Source organism: Streptomyces sp. NPDC059037, assembly GCF_042740015.1.
In the GTDB taxonomy this organism is placed as follows: domain Bacteria; phylum Actinomycetota; class Actinomycetes; order Streptomycetales; family Streptomycetaceae; genus Streptomyces.
This window is the reverse complement of record NZ_JBHYIG010000206.1, coordinates 1-17,521: the sequence shown is the minus strand read 5'-3', so window position 1 is coordinate 17,521 and position 17,521 is coordinate 1. Positions and strand designations below refer to the sequence as shown.

Annotated in this window: 19 protein-coding genes and 1 pseudogene; 6 read left to right on the top strand and 14 right to left on the bottom strand. The window is 70.3% G+C overall.

Translation table 11 applies throughout. From position 1 onward, the window contains the following. Window positions 1-129 precede the first annotated feature (129 nt). Both dapD and ACFWY6_RS32410 read right to left on the bottom strand, forming a co-directional pair. On the bottom strand, window positions 130-1,119 hold the full coding sequence (gene dapD, locus ACFWY6_RS32415) for a 2,3,4,5-tetrahydropyridine-2,6-dicarboxylate N-succinyltransferase (protein WP_384697985.1): 990 nt from the start codon (window positions 1,117-1,119) through the stop codon (window positions 130-132). A 9-nt stretch (window positions 1,120-1,128) separates the two neighbouring features. Next, window positions 1,129-2,411, bottom strand: a pseudogene (locus tag ACFWY6_RS32410) (MFS transporter). 59 nt (window positions 2,412-2,470) lie between these two features. Here ACFWY6_RS32410 and ACFWY6_RS32405 point away from each other — a divergent pair. Continuing rightward, a complete protein-coding gene (locus ACFWY6_RS32405; RefSeq protein ID WP_384697982.1) occupies window positions 2,471-3,361 on the top strand; it encodes a winged helix-turn-helix transcriptional regulator in 891 nt (296 codons plus the stop codon). Here ACFWY6_RS32405 and ACFWY6_RS32400 read toward each other — a convergent pair. Both ACFWY6_RS32400 and ACFWY6_RS32395 read right to left on the bottom strand, forming a co-directional pair. Beyond that, entirely contained in the window at window positions 3,350-3,895 is a 546-nt protein-coding gene (locus ACFWY6_RS32400; RefSeq protein ID WP_384697979.1) for a TetR/AcrR family transcriptional regulator, read from the bottom strand. The two genes, ACFWY6_RS32405 and ACFWY6_RS32400, sit on opposite strands and share 12 nt — an antisense overlap. Further along, the gene (locus ACFWY6_RS32395; protein ID WP_266868340.1) at window positions 3,895-4,215 is read right to left on the bottom strand and encodes a multidrug efflux SMR transporter; all 321 of its coding nucleotides are present in this window, start codon (window positions 4,213-4,215) and stop codon (window positions 3,895-3,897) included. The genes ACFWY6_RS32400 and ACFWY6_RS32395 overlap by 1 nt, the downstream gene beginning before the upstream one ends. A gap of 136 nt (window positions 4,216-4,351) precedes the next feature. Between ACFWY6_RS32395 and ACFWY6_RS32390 the strand changes: the two genes are divergently transcribed. Continuing rightward, complete coding sequence (locus ACFWY6_RS32390; RefSeq protein ID WP_384697976.1) at window positions 4,352-5,479, top strand: oxidoreductase; 1,128 nt, start codon at window positions 4,352-4,354, stop codon at window positions 5,477-5,479. Between the two features lie 61 nt (window positions 5,480-5,540). Here the strand turns inward: ACFWY6_RS32390 and ACFWY6_RS32385 are convergent, their stop codons facing one another. The 8 genes from ACFWY6_RS32385 to ACFWY6_RS32350 form a co-directional block, all read right to left on the bottom strand. Beyond that, window positions 5,541-5,876 carry a metal-sulfur cluster assembly factor gene (locus ACFWY6_RS32385; protein WP_135329414.1) on the bottom strand — a complete coding sequence of 112 codons (336 nt, stop codon included), beginning with the start codon at window positions 5,874-5,876 and terminating at the stop codon, window positions 5,541-5,543. Further along, on the bottom strand, window positions 5,873-6,349 hold the full coding sequence (gene sufU / locus ACFWY6_RS32380; RefSeq protein ID WP_384697973.1) for a Fe-S cluster assembly sulfur transfer protein SufU: 477 nt from the start codon (window positions 6,347-6,349) through the stop codon (window positions 5,873-5,875). Before sufU ends, ACFWY6_RS32385 begins: the two co-directional genes overlap by 4 nt. A gap of 16 nt (window positions 6,350-6,365) precedes the next feature. Further along, the gene (locus ACFWY6_RS32375) at window positions 6,366-7,622 is read right to left on the bottom strand and encodes a cysteine desulfurase (protein WP_266868334.1); all 1,257 of its coding nucleotides are present in this window, start codon (window positions 7,620-7,622) and stop codon (window positions 6,366-6,368) included. Beyond that, window positions 7,619-8,383: a Fe-S cluster assembly ATPase SufC gene (gene sufC, locus ACFWY6_RS32370; protein ID WP_160504343.1), complete on the bottom strand. Its 765-nt coding sequence runs from the start codon at window positions 8,381-8,383 to the stop codon at window positions 7,619-7,621. The genes ACFWY6_RS32375 and sufC overlap by 4 nt, the downstream gene beginning before the upstream one ends. Before the next feature lie 5 nt (window positions 8,384-8,388). Next, a complete protein-coding gene (locus tag ACFWY6_RS32365) occupies window positions 8,389-8,706 on the bottom strand; it encodes a non-heme iron oxygenase ferredoxin subunit (RefSeq protein ID WP_360763639.1) in 318 nt (105 codons plus the stop codon). Beyond that, window positions 8,703-9,884 (bottom strand): Fe-S cluster assembly protein SufD, encoded by a 1,182-nt coding sequence (gene sufD / locus ACFWY6_RS32360; RefSeq protein ID WP_384697968.1) that lies wholly within the window; start codon window positions 9,882-9,884, stop codon window positions 8,703-8,705. The genes ACFWY6_RS32365 and sufD overlap by 4 nt, the downstream gene beginning before the upstream one ends. Before the next feature lie 65 nt (window positions 9,885-9,949). After that, window positions 9,950-11,371, bottom strand: coding sequence for a Fe-S cluster assembly protein SufB (sufB, locus tag ACFWY6_RS32355; RefSeq protein ID WP_266868326.1), 1,422 nt, complete (start codon window positions 11,369-11,371; stop codon window positions 9,950-9,952). Beyond that, window positions 11,368-12,090: a helix-turn-helix transcriptional regulator gene (locus tag ACFWY6_RS32350; protein ID WP_384697965.1), complete on the bottom strand. Its 723-nt coding sequence runs from the start codon at window positions 12,088-12,090 to the stop codon at window positions 11,368-11,370. The genes sufB and ACFWY6_RS32350 overlap by 4 nt, the downstream gene beginning before the upstream one ends. 161 nt (window positions 12,091-12,251) lie before the next feature. Between ACFWY6_RS32350 and ACFWY6_RS32345 the strand changes: the two genes are divergently transcribed. The 4 genes from ACFWY6_RS32345 to ACFWY6_RS32330 all read left to right on the top strand — a co-directional run bounded on the left by ACFWY6_RS32345 (window position 12,252) and on the right by ACFWY6_RS32330 (window position 15,887). Beyond that, complete coding sequence (locus ACFWY6_RS32345) at window positions 12,252-13,064, top strand: aminoglycoside N(3)-acetyltransferase (RefSeq protein ID WP_384697962.1); 813 nt, start codon at window positions 12,252-12,254, stop codon at window positions 13,062-13,064. Window positions 13,065-13,110: 46 nt separating this feature from the next. Next, complete coding sequence (locus ACFWY6_RS32340) at window positions 13,111-14,037, top strand: ABC transporter ATP-binding protein (RefSeq protein ID WP_384697959.1); 927 nt, start codon at window positions 13,111-13,113, stop codon at window positions 14,035-14,037. After that, complete coding sequence (locus ACFWY6_RS32335) at window positions 14,034-14,804, top strand: ABC transporter permease (protein WP_384697956.1); 771 nt, start codon at window positions 14,034-14,036, stop codon at window positions 14,802-14,804. The genes ACFWY6_RS32340 and ACFWY6_RS32335 overlap by 4 nt, the downstream gene beginning before the upstream one ends. A 75-nt stretch (window positions 14,805-14,879) precedes the next feature. Next, window positions 14,880-15,887 (top strand): heme A synthase, encoded by a 1,008-nt coding sequence (locus ACFWY6_RS32330; RefSeq protein ID WP_384697954.1) that lies wholly within the window; start codon window positions 14,880-14,882, stop codon window positions 15,885-15,887. A gap of 6 nt (window positions 15,888-15,893) precedes the next feature. On the opposite strand, the gene ACFWY6_RS32325 is transcribed toward ACFWY6_RS32330, so the two are convergent. Together ACFWY6_RS32325 and ACFWY6_RS32320 are read right to left on the bottom strand one after the other, a co-directional pair. Beyond that, window positions 15,894-16,982: an amidohydrolase family protein gene (locus tag ACFWY6_RS32325; RefSeq protein ID WP_360763628.1), complete on the bottom strand. Its 1,089-nt coding sequence runs from the start codon at window positions 16,980-16,982 to the stop codon at window positions 15,894-15,896. 102 nt (window positions 16,983-17,084) lie between these two features. Then, entirely contained in the window at window positions 17,085-17,432 is a 348-nt protein-coding gene (locus ACFWY6_RS32320; protein ID WP_384697951.1) for a hypothetical protein, read from the bottom strand. Window positions 17,433-17,521: the final 89 nt, after the last annotated feature.

The window sequence follows — 17,521 nt, the reverse complement described above, 5'->3', positions numbered from 1 at the left end:
CGCCCCTTTCGCCCGCCCGGGCCGCCCCCCCGCTTCGCCTCCCCTGTGCACCTGCCCGCCCCCAACATCCGGGGGGGGGCCCCCCACTGTTTGGGGGGCGGGCCCCCCAGGCGGAGTGTGTGGCGTACGTCAGTTGTGGCTGTGCAGGACGTCGTTCAGGCCGCCCCACACCGCGTTGTTCGGGCGGGCCTCAACGGCGCCGGAGACCGAGTTGCGGCGGAAGAGGATGTTCGAGGCGCCGGAGAGCTCGCGGGCCTTGACGATCTGCCCGTCGGGCATGGTGACGCGGGTGCCCGCGGTGACGTACAGACCGGCCTCGACGACGCACTCGTCGCCGAGGGCGATGCCGACGCCGGCCTCGGCGCCGATCAGGCAGCGCTCGCCGATGACGATGCGGACGTTGCCGCCGCCGGAGAGGGTGCCCATGGTGGAGGCGCCGCCGCCGATGTCCGAGCCGTCGCCGACGACGACACCGGCGGAGATGCGGCCCTCGACCATGGAGGTGCCGAGCGTGCCCGCGTTGAAGTTCACGAAGCCCTCGTGCATGACCGTGGTGCCCTCGGCGAGGTGCGCGCCGAGGCGGACCCGGTCGGCGTCGGCGATGCGGACGCCCTTGGGCGCGACATAGTCCGTCATGCGCGGGAACTTGTCGATGGAGGTCACGGCGAGGTGCAGGCCCTCGGCGCGGGCGTTGAGCCGCACCTTCTCGACGTCGTCCACGGCGACCGGGCCCAGCGAGGTCCAGGCGACATTGGCGAGCAGGCCGAAGACGCCGTCCAGGCTCTGGCCGTGCGGCTTGACCAGCCGGTGGCTGAGCAGGTGCAGACGCAGGTAGGCGTCGTGGGCGTCCAGCGGCTTCTCGTCGAGGGACGCGATGACCGTACGTACGGCGATGATCTCCACGCCACGGCGGGCGTCGGGGCCGACGGCCTTGGCGGCACCGTCGCCGAGCAGCTCCACGGCGCGCTCGGCGGTGAGCCGCTCGGTGCCGGACGGGCCCGGCTCGGCGGTGAGCTCGGGCGCGGGGAACCAGGTGTCGAGGACGGTGCCGTCGGCGGTGACGGTGGCAAGGCCTGCGGCGACGGCGCCGGTGGTGCGGGAAGCGTTCGTGTCGGTCATGGGGAAAACCTAACCGGCGGGGCGCCGCGCGGGCGAACCGGTCTCGGGGACTGGGCCGGGGGACCTCCGGGGTCCTGCTCGCGGGCGGACCGCCCCGCGAAGAGGACGGCGCACCCCGCCAACCCCGCGAGGGCCGCGCACACCGGCCAGAGCAGGCCCGGCGCCACGGAGTACAGGGCGCCGCCCAGCGGCGCGGACAGCACGACACCGCTGACCGAGACCCCCGAGTACAGGCTCTGGAAGCGGCCCTGCGCATGGGCGGGCGCGTGGTCGGCGACGTACGCGGTGGCCGGAGTCTTGTAGAGGACCTCGCCCGCGGTGAGCAGCAGCATCATGGCCACGGCGGTGGCGACCGAGGTGCCGATGACGAGCGCGGCGTACCCCGCGCCGACCAGGAGCAGCCCGGCCCCGACGATCCGCAGCGGCGCGCGGCCGCGCAGGGCGAGGGTGGCGGGGAGTTCGAGGAGCAGGATGACGCCGCCGTTGATCGCGAGGAGCCAGCCGTAGACGCCGGTGTCCAGGCCGTGGCGTGCGAGGTCGACGGGGAGCGTCGAGTACTGCTGCCGGTAGACCAGGTCGGTGACGAGGATCGCGCCGAGCAGGACGAGGACGGTGGGGCGCTGTCGCAGCGCGGCGAACACCCCGGGGCCCGGCTCGGCCGTCCTGGCGGCGCGCACGGCGCCGTGGGCGGGCAGGACGCGCCAGGCGTACGCGGCGAAGGCGAGGGTGCCGAGCCCGTCGACGACGAAGAGCAGGCCGTACGAGGCGTGCGCGATGATCAGCGCGCCCAGCGGGGGCCCGACGGTGAAGCCCGCGTTGACCGCGAACCGCCACACGGCGAAGGCCTGGCGCCGCCCGCCCTCGGGCACGGTGACCGCGACGAGCGCGCCGTTCGCCGCGCGCACGCATCCTCCGGCGTACTGGCTCAGGGTCGGCACCACGTACAGCAGGGCGAGCGGGAGAACGGGCAGGGCGAGCACGCCAGCGCCGCTGATCAGCGATCCGATGAGCAGGATCCTGCGGTGGCCGTACCGGTCACCGAACCAGCCGCCGGTGAAGTTGCCCGCGACCATGCCCGCCCCGCCGATGCCGCTGATCACCCCGGCCTGGGCGACGGAGAGGCCGCGCTCGTCCGTCAGGTAGACGAAGAAATAGACGAAGGTGAAGGTGACGACCATGTTGAAGAAGCCGCCCGCGGCAAGCAGCCACACGGTTCTCGGTACGTCCCTCAGTCCCCGCCCTTGTCGTTGTCCTTGTCCTTGTCCTTGCGCGGTGCGCTTCCCCCGCGGCATGCCACCCCCAGCAAGACAGTGAGTTCCTTTTGGAAACGGACTATGTCAGCATGGGGGGCATGGCGCAACGGACCCGGCTCGACGACGACCACTGCGCCATCGCGCAGGCCCTGGACGTCGTGGGCGACTGGTGGACCCTGCTGATCGTGCGGGACGCGGCCCGCGGCCTGCACCGCTTCGACGAGCTGCAGCGTGAACTGGGCGTGTCCCGCAAGGTGTTGACCGAGCGGCTGCGGCTCCTGGTGGACGCGGAGGTGCTCACACGCGTCCCCTATCAGGACCGTCCGGTACGCCACGAGTACCGCCTGACGCCACGCGGCCGCGCACTGCTGCCGGTCCTGGTCGCCCTCCAGGACTGGGGCGACACCTGGGTGATGGGAGAGGGAGAGACGATGGCAACCGCGGCGGAGGTCTCCATGGAGGCACAGCGGGTCCACGAGCTCCTGGGCACGCACCTGCCCGAGCTCCAACTCCTCGGCGAGGACGGGGAGTTCAATGACCCGGTGGCCGCCACCACGCCGTACACCGTCTTGTACTGCTTCCCGGGCGCCTACGCCCGCAAGGACGCCTACCCGCCCGACTGGGCCCGGATCCCCGGCGCCCCGGGCTGCACGCTGGAGTCCTGCACCTACCGCGACCGGCTCGCCGAGTTCACCGCGGCGGGCGCGACGGTCCACGGGGTCTCCACCCAACGCCCGGACGAACAGCGGGCGTTCGCCGAGAAGGAGCGGCTGCGCTTCCCGCTCCTCTCGGACGCGGACCTGAACCTGACGGCGGCGCTGCGCCTGCCGACGTTCCGCGCGGCCGGGGTGAGCCGGCTGAAGCGGCTGACCCTGGTGGTGGACCGGGACCGGGTCGTGCGGGACGTGCAGTACCCGGTCACGGATGTCACGGCGAGCGTCGACGCGGCACTGGCGACGGTCGGCCGCCTGCGGCGGTCAACCGCCTGACGCGACAATCCGGCGGAACGCCTCGCGCGCGTACTCCTCGTCGTACCGCGCGTCCGTGAGCAGGACCTCCAGGCAGATGCCGTCCATGAGCGCGGCGATGGCCCGCGCGGTGACGGCGTCGGTGCGCTGTTCCAGGACCTCGGCGAGGCCCACGCCGCACTCGGCGGCGACGGGCCGCAGGGCGGGCTTGCGCAGGGCGGCCAGATAGAGCTCGTACTCCAGCTCGACCTCCGTGCGATCCCCCGCGAGCCACTCCCCGAGCAGTGCGGCGAGCTCACCGGCGAGATCGGCCCGCGGGTCCTCGAAGGCGCTCCGCGCGGCGACCGCCTTGGCGAACCCCTCATTGGCCTGCCGCAGCGCGGCCACCATCAGCTCGTCAAGTGTCTTGAAATGATAGGTCGTTGACCCGAGCGGCACATCGGCCTCGGCGGCGACCGAACGATGGCTGAGCCCGCCGATCCCCTTCTGCCCGACCACCCGGATCGCGGCGTCGATGATCCGCTGACGCCGCTCGGGGTCGTACCTGCGGGCCATCAGTGCGCACCTCCGAGATTGAGCACGACGACGCCCGCGATCACCAGCGCGATCCCGGAGACCTTGACCAGGCTCGTCGACTCCCCCAGGAACAGCATCCCGATGCCGGCGACCGCGGCGGTCCCTATCCCCGCCCAGATCGCGTAGGCGGTCCCCACGGAGAGCGTCTTCAGCGTCTGCGCGAGGAGGGTGAACGCGATCAGATATCCCGCGACGGTGATCAGCGAGGGCCAGAGCCTGCTGAACCCTTCGCTGTATTTCATGGCCGTCGTCCCGGCCACCTCCGCCGCGATCGCCGCGGCCAGCAGTCCGTATCCCATGCGTACGAGTGTACACAACGTTATGTACGGGCGTACGCAAACCCGGACGGCAAACCGGCTAAGGTGACGCGATCACTGTGGGGGGCCACAGCGAGCACACGCGGAACACCGCACGAAGCTACGGAGCACAAGAGCGATGTCAGACACATCGGGGTGGGGACCACAGGCGCCTTACGGCGGACCGCCGGGACCGTACGGGCCGCCCGGACCTTACGGCGGGCCGCCGCCCGGCTGGGGCTGGAACGGCAGCGCCTGGGCACCGCCGCCCCCGCCGCCCAAGCCGGGCGTCATCCCCCTCGCGCCGCTCGGCGCCAACCACGTCATCGGCGGCGCGTTCGCGACGATGCGGCGCTACGCCAAGCCGCTGTTCGGCACCGCCGCCGCGGCCTACGGCCTGCTCGCCGTCGTCTTCGCGGCCGGGGCGGGGCTCGCCTACGCCGCGACCCAGGACCACATCCGCGCCGTGTACGAACCGGGCACGGACTTCTCATGGGACGACGGCAGGCCGATCCTGGTCGCGTTCGGCCTGGTGTGGCTGCTGTTCATGCTCGCCACGCTGGCCGTCAACTCGTTCATCCAGGCCGCCTGCGCGGCCACCCTGCACGAGGCGGTGCTCGGCCGCCCCGCGACGTTCGGCGCGGTCTGGCGCAGGGCGTGGTCGCGGACGCCGTCCGTGGCGGCCGTGACGCTCTTTCTCGCCTTCATCCTGATGCTGCCGGTGGCCGCGTTCGCGCTGCTCCTCTTCTCCCTGCTCTTCCTGATGATGACCCAGTCGCTCATCCCCATCGGCCTGGTCTTCCCGCTGTTCCTGCTGACGCTGCCGCTCGCGGCCTGGCTGTACGTCCTGTTCGCCTTCGCCCCGGCGGCCGCAGTCCTCGAATCGGCGGGCCCTTTCACGGCGTTGCGGCGCTCCGTACGTCTGGTGCGCGGCGCCTGGTGGCGCACCTTCGGCATCTCGCTGCTCGCGGGCCTCATCGTGCTGGGGGTGTCCCTCGCGCTGCGGCTCCCGCTGCAGTTCGCGGCGCCGACCCCGCCCCCGGTGGACCCGGACGACTCGGCGTCGGCCTACCTCCTCGACCAACTGCGCTCCCAGTTCGGCCTGTACGCCGTCCTCGGCCTGGTCGGCAGCTTCCTCACCCAGCTGGCCGCCACGGTCTTCCTCCCCCTGGTGACCGCCCTGCTCTACATAGACAGCCGCATCCGCAAGGAGGGCCTGGCCCACACCCTGACGGAGGCGTCGTCGGTCCAGCAGCCCACCCCGTAAACGCAGTTCGGCCCCCCGCGCCATAAGCGCGGGGGGCCGAATCAGCCGTATCAGTGGTGTCTCAGACGTTGAACCCGAGCGCCCGAAGCTGCTCGCGACCATCGTCCGTGATCTTGTCCGGGCCCCACGGCGGCATCCAGACCCAGTTGATCCGCAGCTCGTTGACGATGCCGTCGGTGGCGGACTTCGCCTGGTCCTCGATGACGTCCGTCAGCGGGCAGGCCGCCGAGGTGAGCGTCATGTCGATCGTCGCGATGTTCGCGTCGTCGATGTGGATGCCGTAGATCAGGCCGAGGTTGACGACGTCGATGCCCAGCTCGGGGTCGACGACGTCGTACAGCGCCTCGCGCACCTCTTCTTCGGAGGCGGGCTTCGTCAGCGTCTCGTTCTCGCTCATGCGGTCTTCCTCTCAGCGATCCCGGCTCCGGCGCCCTCGAGCGCCTGGGCCGTCGCGTCCTTCCACGCCATCCAGCTCAGCAGAGCACACTTCACACGCGCCGGGTACTTCGAGACCCCGGCGAACGCGACCGCGTCCTCCAGGACCTCCTCCATCGCGTCGTCCGGCTCCAGCTTGCCCTTGGACTGCATCAGCTCCAGGAACACGGCCTGGATCTTCTGCGCCTCGGCGAGTTCCTTGCCGACAAGCAGGTCGTTCAGGACGGACGCGCTGGCCTGGCTGATGGAGCAGCCCTGGCCCTCGTACGACACGTCGGCGATCGTCGACCCGTCGTACTTGACGCGCAGCGTGATCTCGTCGCCGCACGTCGGGTTGACGTGGTGCACCTCGGCGTCGCCATCACGCAGACCGCGCCCGTGCGGGTGCTTGTAGTGGTCCAGGATGACTTCCTGGTACATCGAATCCAGCTTCACGTTCCCAGCCAGCCCCTCAGCCGAAGAAGTTCCGTACGTGCTCCAGGCCGTCGATCAGCGCGTCGATCTCGCCGGGCGTGGAGTACAGATAGAACGACGCTCGCGTGGTCGCAGGAATTCCGTAGCGGAGGCAGACGGGGCGGGCGCAGTGGTGACCCACGCGGACCGCTATGCCTTCCTCGTCCAGGACCTGGCCCACGTCGTGCGGGTGGATGTCGCCGAGCGTGAAGGAGATCGCGGCGCCGCGGTCCTCGGCCGTCGAAGGACCGATGATCCTCAGGTCCGGGACCTCGAGGAGGCGCTTGACCGCGTACTCGGTGATCGCGTGCTCATGCGCGGCGATCTTGTCCATGCCGATCGCCGACAGGTAGTCCACGGCCGCGCCCAGGCCGACGGCCTGGGAGACCGGGGGCGTGCCCGCCTCGAACTTGTGCGGCGCGGGAGCGTACGTCGACGAGTGCATCGACACGGTCTCGATCATCTCGCCGCCGCCGAGGAACGGCGGCAGGTCCTCGAGGAGCTCCTGACGTCCCCACAGCACGCCGATGCCCGTCGGGCCGAGCATCTTGTGGCCGGTGAAGGCCACGAAGTCGGCCTGCAGCGCCTGCACGTCGAGCACCATGTGCGGGGCGGCCTGCGAGGCGTCGATCAGGACGAGGGCGCCGACCTCCTGGGCGCGGCGCACGATCGCCTCGACCGGGTTGAGCGTGCCCAGGATGTTCGACACGAGCACGAAGGAGACGATCTTCGTCTTCTCCGTGATGATCTCGTCGATGTTGGACAGGTCGAGCCGGCCGTCGTCCGTGAGACCGAACCACTTCAGCTTCGCGCCCGTGCGCTGCGAGAGCAGCTGCCACGGCACGATGTTGGAGTGGTGCTCCATCTCCGTGATGACGATCTCGGTCTCGTGGTCCACGCGGTAGGGCTCGTCGGCCCAGCCGAGCATGTTCGCCACGAGGTTGAGCGACTCCGAGGCGTTCTTGGTGAAGATCACCTCGTCGCGGCTCGGCGCGTTGATGAACGCCGCGACCTTGTCACGGGCGCCCTCGTACAGCGCCGTGGCCTCCTCCGCGAGGACGTGCACGCCGCGGTGGACGTTGGCGTTGTGCTTCTCGTAGTACTCGTTGAGTACGTCGAGCACCTGGCGCGGCGTCTGCGAAGTCGCCGCGTTGTCCAGGTACACGAGCTTCTTGCCGTCGTGGATCGTGCGATCCAGGATCGGGAAGTCCTTGCGGATCGCCTCGGTGTCGAGGAGGCCCGGCAGCTGCGTCACGCTGATACGCCACCCTTCGTGTAAGCCTCGTAGCCCTCGGCCTCGAGCTTGTCGGCGAGCTCCGCGCCGCCGGACTCGGCGATGCGGCCGTTCGCGAAGACGTGCACGAAGTCGGGCTTGATGTAGCGCAGGATGCGCGTGTAGTGCGTGATCAGCAGGGTGCCGACCTCGCCGGTCTCACGGACGCGGTTGACGCCGTCCGAGACCTGACGCAGGGCGTCGACGTCCAGACCGGAGTCCGTCTCGTCGAGGATCGCGATCTTCGGCTTGAGGAGCTCCATCTGGAGGATCTCGTGGCGCTTCTTCTCACCGCCGGAGAAGCCCTCGTTCACGTTGCGCTCGGCGAAGGCCGGGTCCATCTGGAGCTGCTCCATCGCGGACTTGACCTCCTTCACCCAGGTGCGCAGCTTGGGGGCCTCGCCGCGGATCGCGGTGGCCGACGTACGCAGGAAGTTGGAGACCGAGACGCCGGGGACCTCGACCGGGTACTGCATGGCCAGGAACATGCCGGCGCGGGCGCGCTCGTCGACGGACATCTCCAGGACGTCCTCGCCGTCGAGGGTGACGGTGCCCTGCGTGATCGTGTACTTGGGGTGCCCCGCGATCGAGTACGCGAGGGTCGACTTGCCGGAGCCGTTCGGGCCCATGATGGCGTGGGTCTCGCCCTGCTTCACGGTCAGGTCGACACCCTTGAGGATTTCCTTGGTGCCGTTCTCGACCTCGACAGTGACGTGCAGGTCGCGGATTTCAAGCGTTGCCATGTGCCTCAGGACTCCTGGGTGACGGAGACGAGCACATCGTCCCCTTCGATCTTTACGGGGTATACGGGGACGGGGCGCGTCGCGGGAAGGCCGGACGGCTTGCCGGTGCGGAGGTCGAATGCGGAGCCGTGCAGCCAGCACTCGATCTGACAGTCCTCCACCTCTCCCTCGGAGAGGGAGACGTTCGCGTGCGAGCAGATGTCGTAGATCGCGAACACCTCGCCCTCGGTGTGGACGACCGAGACCGGCGTGCCGTCGAGTTCCACCCGCTTCGGGGTGTCCTCCGACAGCTCGCTCAGGCCACAGGCGCGTACGAATGTCATGCGACCGACGCCTCCAGCTCCTCTTCGATCTTGGCGAGGAGGCGCTCTTCGATGTCGGGCAGGCCGATCTGCTGGATCAGCTCGGCGAAGAATCCACGGACGACCAGGCGGCGCGCCTCGTCCTCCGGGATACCGCGCGACTGCAGGTAGAAGAGCTGCTCGTCGTCGAAGCGGCCGGTCGCCGATGCGTGGCCCGCGCCGACGATCTCGCCGGTCTCGATCTCAAGGTTGGGGACGGAGTCGACGCGGGCGCCGTCGGTCAGAACCAGGTTGCGGTTCATCTCGTACGTGTCCGTGCCCTCGGCCGCGGCCTCGATGAGGACGTCGCCGATCCACACCGCGTGGGCGTCCTGGCCCTGGAGCGCGCCCTTGTAGACGACGTTCGACTTGCAGTGCGGCTGGTTGTGGTCGACCAGGAGGCGGTGCTCCTGGTGCTGGCCGGCGTCGGTGACGTACAGACCGAGGAGCTCGGCCTCGCCGCCCGTGCCCGCGTACTCGACGCGCGGGTGCAGGCGGACGACGTCGCCGCCGAAGGTCACGACGACCGACTTGAAGGAGGCGTCCCGGCCGATCAGCGCGTTGTGCTGCGCGACGTGCACGGCCTTGTCGTCCCAGTCCTGGACGGAGACGACGGTCAGCTTGGCGCCGTCGCCCAGGATGTAGTCGACGTTGGCGGCGAGCACGGCGTCACCGGTGTGGTCGATGACGACGAGGGCCTCGGCGAACGCGCCCAGCTCGATGACCTGGTGCGCGAAGGCGGTGCCGCCCTCGCCGTGCACGGCGATCCGGATCGGCTCGGTGAGCACCGTCTCCTTGGGGACGGTCACGACCGAGGCCTTCTCGAAGGACGAGTACGCCTGCGCGGCGACGCGGTCGACGGGCTTGCCCGCCTTGCCCACGCGCGCGTCGTCCCGGCCGACGGTCTCCTGGGTCACGCCCGCCGGCGCCGTCACCTCGACGCGGATGCCGCCCGTGGCGACCGCAGTGCCGTCGTGCAGCCCGCGAAGGCGCTCCAGCGGCGTGAACCGCCACTCCTCCTCGCGACCGTGGGGAACCGGGAAGTCCGCCACGTCGAAGGACGGGGGTGCGCTCATACGGGTGGCGACGGTGGACTCGGCGGCCACCGCGATGGATCCGGCGGTGGTGGATCCCACCGGGATGTTCTGAGCCTCAGCCATGGCTGTCGTCGTGCTCTCTCTCTGCGTAAGAAATCTGCTCGCTGCTACGGGGGACGCGGCCGGTCTTAACCGACCGAGCCCTCCATCTGCAGCTCGATCAGCCGGTTCAGCTCCAGGGCGTACTCCATGGGCAGCTCCTTGGCGATCGGCTCGACGAAGCCGCGGACGATCATCGCCATGGCCTCGAACTCGGTCATGCCGCGGCTCATCAGGTAGAAGAGCTGGTCGTCGGAGACCTTGGAGACGGTCGCCTCGTGACCCATGGAGACGTCGTCCTCGCGGACGTCGACGTACGGGTACGTGTCCGAGCGGGAGATCGTGTCGACGAGCAGCGCGTCACAGAGCACGTTCGACTTCGATCCGGCGGCGCCCTCACCGATCTCGACGAGACCGCGGTAGGAGGTGCGGCCACCGCCACGCGCCACGGACTTCGAGACGATGTTGGAGGACGTGTTCGGCGCCATGTGGACCATCTTGGAGCCGGCGTCCTGGTGCTGCCCCTCGCCCGCGAAGGCGATGGAGAGGGTCTCACCCTTGGCGTGCTCACCCATGAGGTAAACAGCCGGGTACTTCATCGTCACCTTGGAGCCGATGTTGCCGTCGATCCACTCCATGGTCGCGCCCTCGTACGCCACGGCGCGCTTGGTGACCAGGTTGTAGACGTTGTTCGACCAGTTCTGGATCGTCGTGTAGCGGCAGCGGCCGCCCTTCTTGACGATGATCTCGACGACCGCGGAGTGCAGCGAGTCCGACTTGTAGATCGGCGCGGTGCAGCCCTCGACGTAGTGAACGTAGGCGTCCTCGTCCACGATGATCAGGGTCCGCTCGAACTGGCCCATGTTCTCCGTGTTGATGCGGAAGTAGGCCTGGAGCGGGATCTCGACGTGCACGCCCTTGGGGACGTAGATGAACGAGCCGCCGGACCAGACGGCCGTGTTCAGCGACGCGAACTTGTTGTCGCCGACGGGGATGACGGTCCCGAAGTACTCCTTGAAGAGCTCCGGGTGCTCCTTCAGCGCCGTGTCGGTGTCCAGGAAGATGACGCCCTGCTCCTCCAGGTCCTCACGGATCTGGTGGTAGACGACCTCGGACTCGTACTGGGCCGCGACACCGGCGACGAGGCGCTGCTTCTCCGCCTCCGGGATGCCGAGCTTGTCGTACGTGTTCTTGATGTCCTCGGGCAGGTCCTCCCAGGACTCCGCCTGCTTCTCCGTGGAGCGCACGAAGTACTTGATGTTGTCGAAGTCGATGCCCGACAGGTCCGAGCCCCAGTTCGGCATGGGCTTCTTGTCGAAGAGGCGCAGGCCCTTGAGGCGGAGCTTGGTCATCCACTCCGGCTCGGACTTCTTGGCCGAGATGTCCCGGACGACGTCCTCGTTGATGCCGCGCTTGGCAGAGGCACCAGCCGCGTCGGAGTCGGCCCAGCCGTATTCGTACGTACCCAGACCCTCGAGTTCGGGGTGGGCAGTCTCCGTGGGGAGAGTCATGCGGGGTTCCTCCCGGCCGTGCTTGCAGATGCGTTGTCAGTGGTCTGTGGGGTGTTGCGGGGAATGAACGTCGTGCAGACGCCGTCGCCGTGGGCGATGGTGGCGAGCCGCTGGACATGCGTTCCGAGCAGGACGGAGAAGATCTCCGTCTCCGCCTCGCACAGTTGCGGGTACTGCTCGGCGACATGAGCGACGGGGCAGTGGTGCTGGCACAGCTGCTCGCCTACCGGCGCGCTGCGCGCCGTAGCAGCGTACCCGTCGCGGGTCAACGCCTTCGCAAGAGCCTCGGTGCGCTGCTCCGGAGGCGCCGCGTCGATCGCCTTGCGGTAGGCCTCGGCCTGGGTGGCGATCCGCTCGCGGGCGAATTCGACGACCGCTCCCTCGCCGTGCCGCTCGCCGATCCAGCGCAGGGCGTCGGCGGCGAGCTTGTCGTAGGACTGGTCGAAGGCGTCCCGGCCGCAGTCCGTCAGGGCGAAGACCTTGGCGGGGCGCCCACGGGTACGCGTGCCGTAGACACGCTGCTCGCGGGGCTCGACCACGTTCTCGTGGACGAGGGTGTCGAGGTGCCTGCGTACGGCTGCCTGGGTGAGACCGAGGCGCTTCGCGAGGTCCGCGACGGTGGACGGGCCGTGATCCAGGACGGAGCGCGCGACCCGGTTGCGCGTAGACCGCTCCCCGGTCGCGAGTTCCTCCTGCGGAGCCTCGCCAACGTTTTTCACAACGCCATTGTTGCGTAATTCCTCAGAGCCTGACAACCCGCGTCCGGATCACGGTCCGGTGCGCTGCATCACTTAGGCATACCTAAGCTGACCTGCGGAAATGATCACTGATCGATCAAATCGGTGGCGGCCCGGAGCAGGCCCGAGGAGACTCTCGAACCATGCCCACACCCCGTCCCACCGGCCCTTTGTGTACGCGGACGTCTCTTGCCGCCGACCTCCGCGAGCTCGGCGTGCGGCCCGGCGAGACCCTCCTCGTGCACTCCTCGCTCAGCGCGCTCGGCTGGGTCAGCGGCGGCCAGATCGCCGTCGTGCAATCACTGCTCGACGCCCTGGGCGAAATCGGCACGCTGGTGGTCCCCGCGCAGTCCAGCGACAACTCGGACCCCGCCGAGTGGGAGAACCCTCCCGTGCCCGAGTCCTGGTGGCCCGAGATCCGCGCGTCCATCCCCGCGTACGACCCGCGCACCGCGCCCACCCGCGGCGTCGGCGTGATCCCCGAGACCGTGCGGACCTGGCCCGGAGCCGTCCGCAGCGCACACCCGCAGACCTCCTTCGCGGCGATCGGCCCGCGCGCGGCGGCCCTCATGGACGGGCACGCGCTCGACTGCCGACTGGGCGAGCGCAGCCCGCTGGCCCGGCTCGAAGAGGTGCACGCGCGCGTGCTGCTGCTCGGCGCCGGCTTCGACTCCTGCACCGCCTTCCACCTGGCCGAGTACCGGATCCCCGCCCCCGAGGTCGAGAACTCCTTCGCGGTCATGACGCCGGAAGGCCGCCGCTGGACGACCGTGCGCGAGCCCTCCGTCTCCGAGGAGCGCTTCCACGAGCTCGGCGCGGACTTCGAGCGGGACAGGCCCGTGCTGCGGGGCGCGGTGGGCGCCGCCACGGCGCGGCTCTTCCCGCTGGCCGACGCGGTCGCGTACGCCGAGCGGTGGCTGGAGATCCACCGCTCGCGGGCCGAGTGGGCCGGGTAGCAGCCCCCTGCCCACGGCCCTTCTCCCCCTCTCTAGACTTCCCGCCATGGGAACTGAGTCCGTCGTCCAGGTCACCGGCCTGGTCAAGCGGTACGGCAAGAAGACCGCGGTGGACGGCCTCGACCTCCGGGTCCGCGCGGGCACCGTCACCGCCGTCCTCGGGCCGAACGGCGCCGGGAAGACCACCACGATCGAGACCTGCGAGGGTTACCGCAGGCCGGACGCGGGCACGGTCCGCGTCCTCGGCCTCGACCCGGTCACGCAGGCCGCGGCCCTGCGCCCCCGCATCGGCGTGATGCTGCAGTCCGGCGGCGTCTACTCCGGCGCCCGCGCCGACGAGATGCTGCGGCACGTGGCGAAGCTGCACGCAGACCCCCTGGACGTGGGCGCGCTGATCGAGCGCCTGGGCCTGGAGAGCTGCGGCCGCACCACCTACCGGCGGCTCTCCGGCGGCCAGCAGCAGCGCCTCGCACTGGCGATGGCCGTGGTCGGCCGGCCCGAACTCGTCTTCCTGGACGAGCCCACCGCGGGCCTCGACCCGCAGGCACGCCGGGCCACCTGGGATCTCGTACGCGATCTGCGCCGCGACGGTGTCTGCGTCATCCTCACCACGCATCACATGGACGAGGCCGAGGAGCTCTCCGACGACGTCGCGATCATCGACGCGGGCAAGGTCATCGCCGAGGGCAGCCCCGAGGAGCTGTGCCGCGGCGGCGCCGAGAACACCCTGCGCTTCACCGGGCGCCCCGGACTCGACGTCGGCTCGCTCCTCAAGGCACTCCCGCCGGACTCGGCCGCCGCCGAACTCACCCCCGGCGCCTACCGCGTGAGCGGCACGGTCGACCCCCAGCTGCTCGCCACCGTCACCTCCTGGTGCGCCCAGCACGGCGTCATGCCGGAGAGGATCGCGGTCGAACGCCACACCCTGGAAGACGTCTTCCTGGAGCTCACAGGCAAGGAGCTGCGCGGATGAGCGCCGCCGGTACGTACACACCGAAGCCGGGCGCCGCCCCGCTCCCCCGCATGATCGCCGCGCAGGCGGCGCTCGAGACGAAGATGCTGCTGCGCAACGGCGAGCAGCTGCTCCTCACGGTCGTGATCCCGACCCTGCTTCTCGTGCTGTTCAGCGCGGTCGACATCGTCGACACCGGTGCGGGCAAGGCCGTCGACTTCCTCGCGCCCGGCGTCCTCGCGCTCGCCGTGATGTCGACGGCGTTCACCGGGCAGGCCATCGCGACGGGCTTCGAGCGGCGCTACGGCGTGCTCAAGCGGCTCGGCGCCTCGCCGCTGCCCCGCTGGGGCCTGATGGCGGCCAAGACCCTCTCGGTCCTGGTCACCGAGGTCCTACAGATCGTGCTGCTCACGGTCATCGCCTTCGCGCTCGGCTGGTCGCCGCAGGGCAACCCCGTCGCCGTACTCCTCCTTCTGATCCTCGGCACCGCGGCCTTCTCCGGGCTCGGCCTGCTGATGGCGGGGACCCTGAAGGCGGAGGCAACGCTCGCCGCCGCGAACCTGGTCTTCCTGCTCCTGCTCGTGGGCGGCGGCGTCATCGTGCCGCTCGACAAGTTCCCGGACGCCGCCCAGTCGGTGCTCGGCCTGCTGCCCATCTCGGCGCTCTCGGACGGGCTTCGGGACGTCCTCCAGCACGGCGCGGGCATGCCGTGGGGCGACCTCGGGATCCTGGCGGTCTGGGCCCTGTTGGGGCTCGGCGCGGCGGGCAAGTTCTTCCGCTGGGAGTAGCGGCCGGGGTAAGCCGCGTCACAAAAGCACCGCATACGTCCCCCTCGTGAAGGCGTGCACAAGCGGCCCCCTACGATGGGGCCCGTGCCAAACGTGACCCGAGCCGACGTCGCTCAATTCGTGCGCAACCCGCTCGCCTTCATCGCCGAACGCTGGACCCCGCAGCAGCGGACCGTCCGGCGCGCGGCGATGATCTCGCTCGTGATGACGGTGGGCATCGTGGTCACCGGCGGCGCCGTCCGCCTGACCGGCTCGGGCCTCGGCTGCCCGACCTGGCCCAAGTGCACGGACGACTCCCTGACCGCGACCAGCGAGATGGGCATCCACGGCTACATCGAGTTCGGCAACCGCATGCTGGCGTACGTGCTCAGCGCGGCCGTCGGCTGGGCCATCATCGCGGCGCGCTCCCAGAAGCCGATGCGGCGCAGCCTCACCCGGCTCGGCTGGATCCAGTTCTGGCTGGTCATGAGCAACGCCGTGCTCGGCGGCATCGTGGTCCTCGTCGGCCTGAACCCGTGGACGGTCGCGGCGCACTTCCTGCTCTCCTCCGCCCTGATCGCGGTCGCCGTCACGATGTGGCAGCGCACCCGCGAGGGCGACGCCGAGCCGCGCCCGCTGGTCGGCAAGGCCGTGGCGCAGCTGGTGTGGTTCCTGGTCGTGACGTCCGGACTGCTGATCGCCGTGGGCACGGTCGTGACCGGCTCGGGGCCGCACGCGGGCGACTCCAGCGAGGTGCCGCGGATGGGCTTCGACTGGGAGACGGTCAGCAAGGTGCACGCGGTCCTCGCCTGGATCGTGGTGACGCTGACGTTCGCCCTGTGGTTCGTCCTCAAGGCCGTCGACGCACCCAAGGGCCCGCTGCACCGCACCCGCGATCTGTTCCTGATCCTCCTCGCCCAGGGCGGCATCGGCTACATCCAGTACTTCACGGACCTGCCCGAGGTCCTGGTGGGCCTGCACATGCTCGGCTCGTGCCTGGTGTGGATCGGCGTGATGAGGGTGCTCCTCTCGCTGCGCGAGCGCCCGCTGACCGCGGTGGAGGTCCCGGCGCAGGCCGACGACTCCCGCCTGTCGGCGGTCTGACGGGCCTCAGCCCTCCGAAAGCCCGTACACGCGGCGAGCGTTGCCCGACGCGACGAGCCCCGCCACCCGCTGCGCGTCCGCAAGGGACCACGCCCCGTCCGCGACCCAGCCGCCGAGCACTCTGCCCAGCGCCTCCCTGAACAGCCGCGCGCCCACCACGTGCAGCTCGGGAAGCCCGTGCGCGCCGCTGGAGAACAGCACCTTGCCGAACGGCGCAAGCTCCAGGATCTCCGCGAGCACGGCCGCCGCGCGGGCCCCGGTGCGCACCAGCGCGGGGCCCAGATCGGCGTACACGTGCGGGAAGTCGCCCGCGAGGTGGGCGGCGCCCCGGTGATAGGGGTAGCCGTGCAGCAGTACGAGATCGGTGCCGAGCCCCGCGGTCGCCCGCGCGAAGCCGCCGAAGTACGCCTGCGGGTCGCCTGCCCCCGCGTGCAGCTGCAGCGGGCGACCCGACGCGACGGCGATCCACAGCAGATGCCTCAGCAGTACGGGGTCCCCGAGGGCGCCGCCCACCTGCCGCCCCGAGAGCCAGCGGCCCGCGGCGCCCCGCACCTCCCCCGGGCCCGGCGGTTCGGGCGTCAGGGCGAGACCGTGCCGGACGCCGGCGACGGACGTGAAGGCGACGGCGCCCGCGGCGGCCGCGTGCACGGACTCGGCAAGATTGGCGAGGAACGAATCGACGGTGCCGGAGGTGTCGGCCACCTGTTCGGCCAGTAATTCGAGGCGGACGATCTCGTGCGCCTCGGCCGCACCGGTGGAGGCCATCTCACCGGGCCCGGTGAGATCACCCGGCAGCCCGGTGTCCACGAGATACGTCGTGATGCCGCTGCCCTGCAACAGCCGCCGGGCCGCCTCCAGTACGCCCAGTTCGCGACGGCGGGCGAGATAGCGGGCGGGCGGGCAGTGCGGTTCGAGGCCGAGCAGCGGCGGGCACCAGCGGCGTACCGCGAAGCCCGCCTGCGTGTCGAAGAAGGTGGTGCCGGGCGCGGGCGGGCCCCCGCCGCGGCCGAGGTGGGCCTCGAAGGTGCCGAGGCCCAGCTCCGTGCGCAGCACGCCATGGCAGTACTGGTCCACCAGGGACGGCGTTTCGATCATCCGGGCTCCCGGTAGACGGACCGTGCTCCTACGGTCCTAACGGGTGACCCGGGCGTCAGGTGTTGCTTTCGGCCAGTCTGCTACGACATCGGCCGCGAGCCGTCAGCCGTTGCTGGGCCCGCCGAGCTGAATGCCCGCCATGCGCGTCCACTCGTAAGGACCGGTCTTCACCTTGGCCGCGAACTCACCGTCGAAGTTCTCGTGGACGGTGATCCCGGCCTTCTCCACGGCGCTCTGCGCGATGGCGTAGGTGGGCGCCACCAGGTCGCCCCAGCCGCCGTCCTCGCCGACCAGGACGATGCGGGTGCCCTCGTGCCCGATGTACGCGATCTGCCCCTCGGCACCGCCGTGCGCCCGCGCGAAGGCCCCGATCTCCTTGGCCAGCTTGGCCGCCTTCCGCTCGGCCTTCGCGGCCTGCTTGCTGTCGTCCACCTGCTGCGTGTCTGCCATGGGCAGGATGCTACCGACGGGTAGATCAACTGGCGACGGGCGGGGCATCAACGCCGAGGGCCGCACCGTCGTCCTGACCACCCACTACC

Excerpts from the sequence above, each read along its gene's own strand:
- ACFWY6_RS32325 (WP_360763628.1), bottom strand. The coding sequence starts at position 16,982 with ATGATCGAAACGCCGTCCCTGGTGGACCAGTACTGCCATGGCGTGCTG.
- ACFWY6_RS32335 (WP_384697956.1), top strand. The coding sequence starts at position 14,034 with ATGAGCGCCGCCGGTACGTACACACCGAAGCCGGGCGCCGCCCCGCTC.
- ACFWY6_RS32365 (WP_360763639.1), bottom strand. The coding sequence starts at position 8,706 with ATGACATTCGTACGCGCCTGTGGCCTGAGCGAGCTGTCGGAGGACACC.
- ACFWY6_RS32330 (WP_384697954.1), top strand. The coding sequence starts at position 14,880 with ATGGGGCCCGTGCCAAACGTGACCCGAGCCGACGTCGCTCAATTCGTG.
- ACFWY6_RS32390 (WP_384697976.1), top strand. The coding sequence starts at position 4,352 with ATGTCAGACACATCGGGGTGGGGACCACAGGCGCCTTACGGCGGACCG.
- ACFWY6_RS32385 (WP_135329414.1), bottom strand. The coding sequence starts at position 5,876 with ATGAGCGAGAACGAGACGCTGACGAAGCCCGCCTCCGAAGAAGAGGTG.
- dapD (WP_384697985.1), bottom strand. The coding sequence starts at position 1,119 with ATGACCGACACGAACGCTTCCCGCACCACCGGCGCCGTCGCCGCAGGC.
- ACFWY6_RS32320 (WP_384697951.1), bottom strand. The coding sequence starts at position 17,432 with ATGGCAGACACGCAGCAGGTGGACGACAGCAAGCAGGCCGCGAAGGCC.
- ACFWY6_RS32340 (WP_384697959.1), top strand. The coding sequence starts at position 13,111 with ATGGGAACTGAGTCCGTCGTCCAGGTCACCGGCCTGGTCAAGCGGTAC.
- ACFWY6_RS32400 (WP_384697979.1), bottom strand. The coding sequence starts at position 3,895 with ATGGCCCGCAGGTACGACCCCGAGCGGCGTCAGCGGATCATCGACGCC.
- sufD (WP_384697968.1), bottom strand. The coding sequence starts at position 9,884 with ATGGCTGAGGCTCAGAACATCCCGGTGGGATCCACCACCGCCGGATCC.
- ACFWY6_RS32345 (WP_384697962.1), top strand. The coding sequence starts at position 12,252 with ATGCCCACACCCCGTCCCACCGGCCCTTTGTGTACGCGGACGTCTCTT.
- ACFWY6_RS32405 (WP_384697982.1), top strand. The coding sequence starts at position 2,471 with ATGGCGCAACGGACCCGGCTCGACGACGACCACTGCGCCATCGCGCAG.
- sufC (WP_160504343.1), bottom strand. The coding sequence starts at position 8,383 with ATGGCAACGCTTGAAATCCGCGACCTGCACGTCACTGTCGAGGTCGAG.
- ACFWY6_RS32395 (WP_266868340.1), bottom strand. The coding sequence starts at position 4,215 with ATGGGATACGGACTGCTGGCCGCGGCGATCGCGGCGGAGGTGGCCGGG.
- sufB (WP_266868326.1), bottom strand. The coding sequence starts at position 11,371 with ATGACTCTCCCCACGGAGACTGCCCACCCCGAACTCGAGGGTCTGGGT.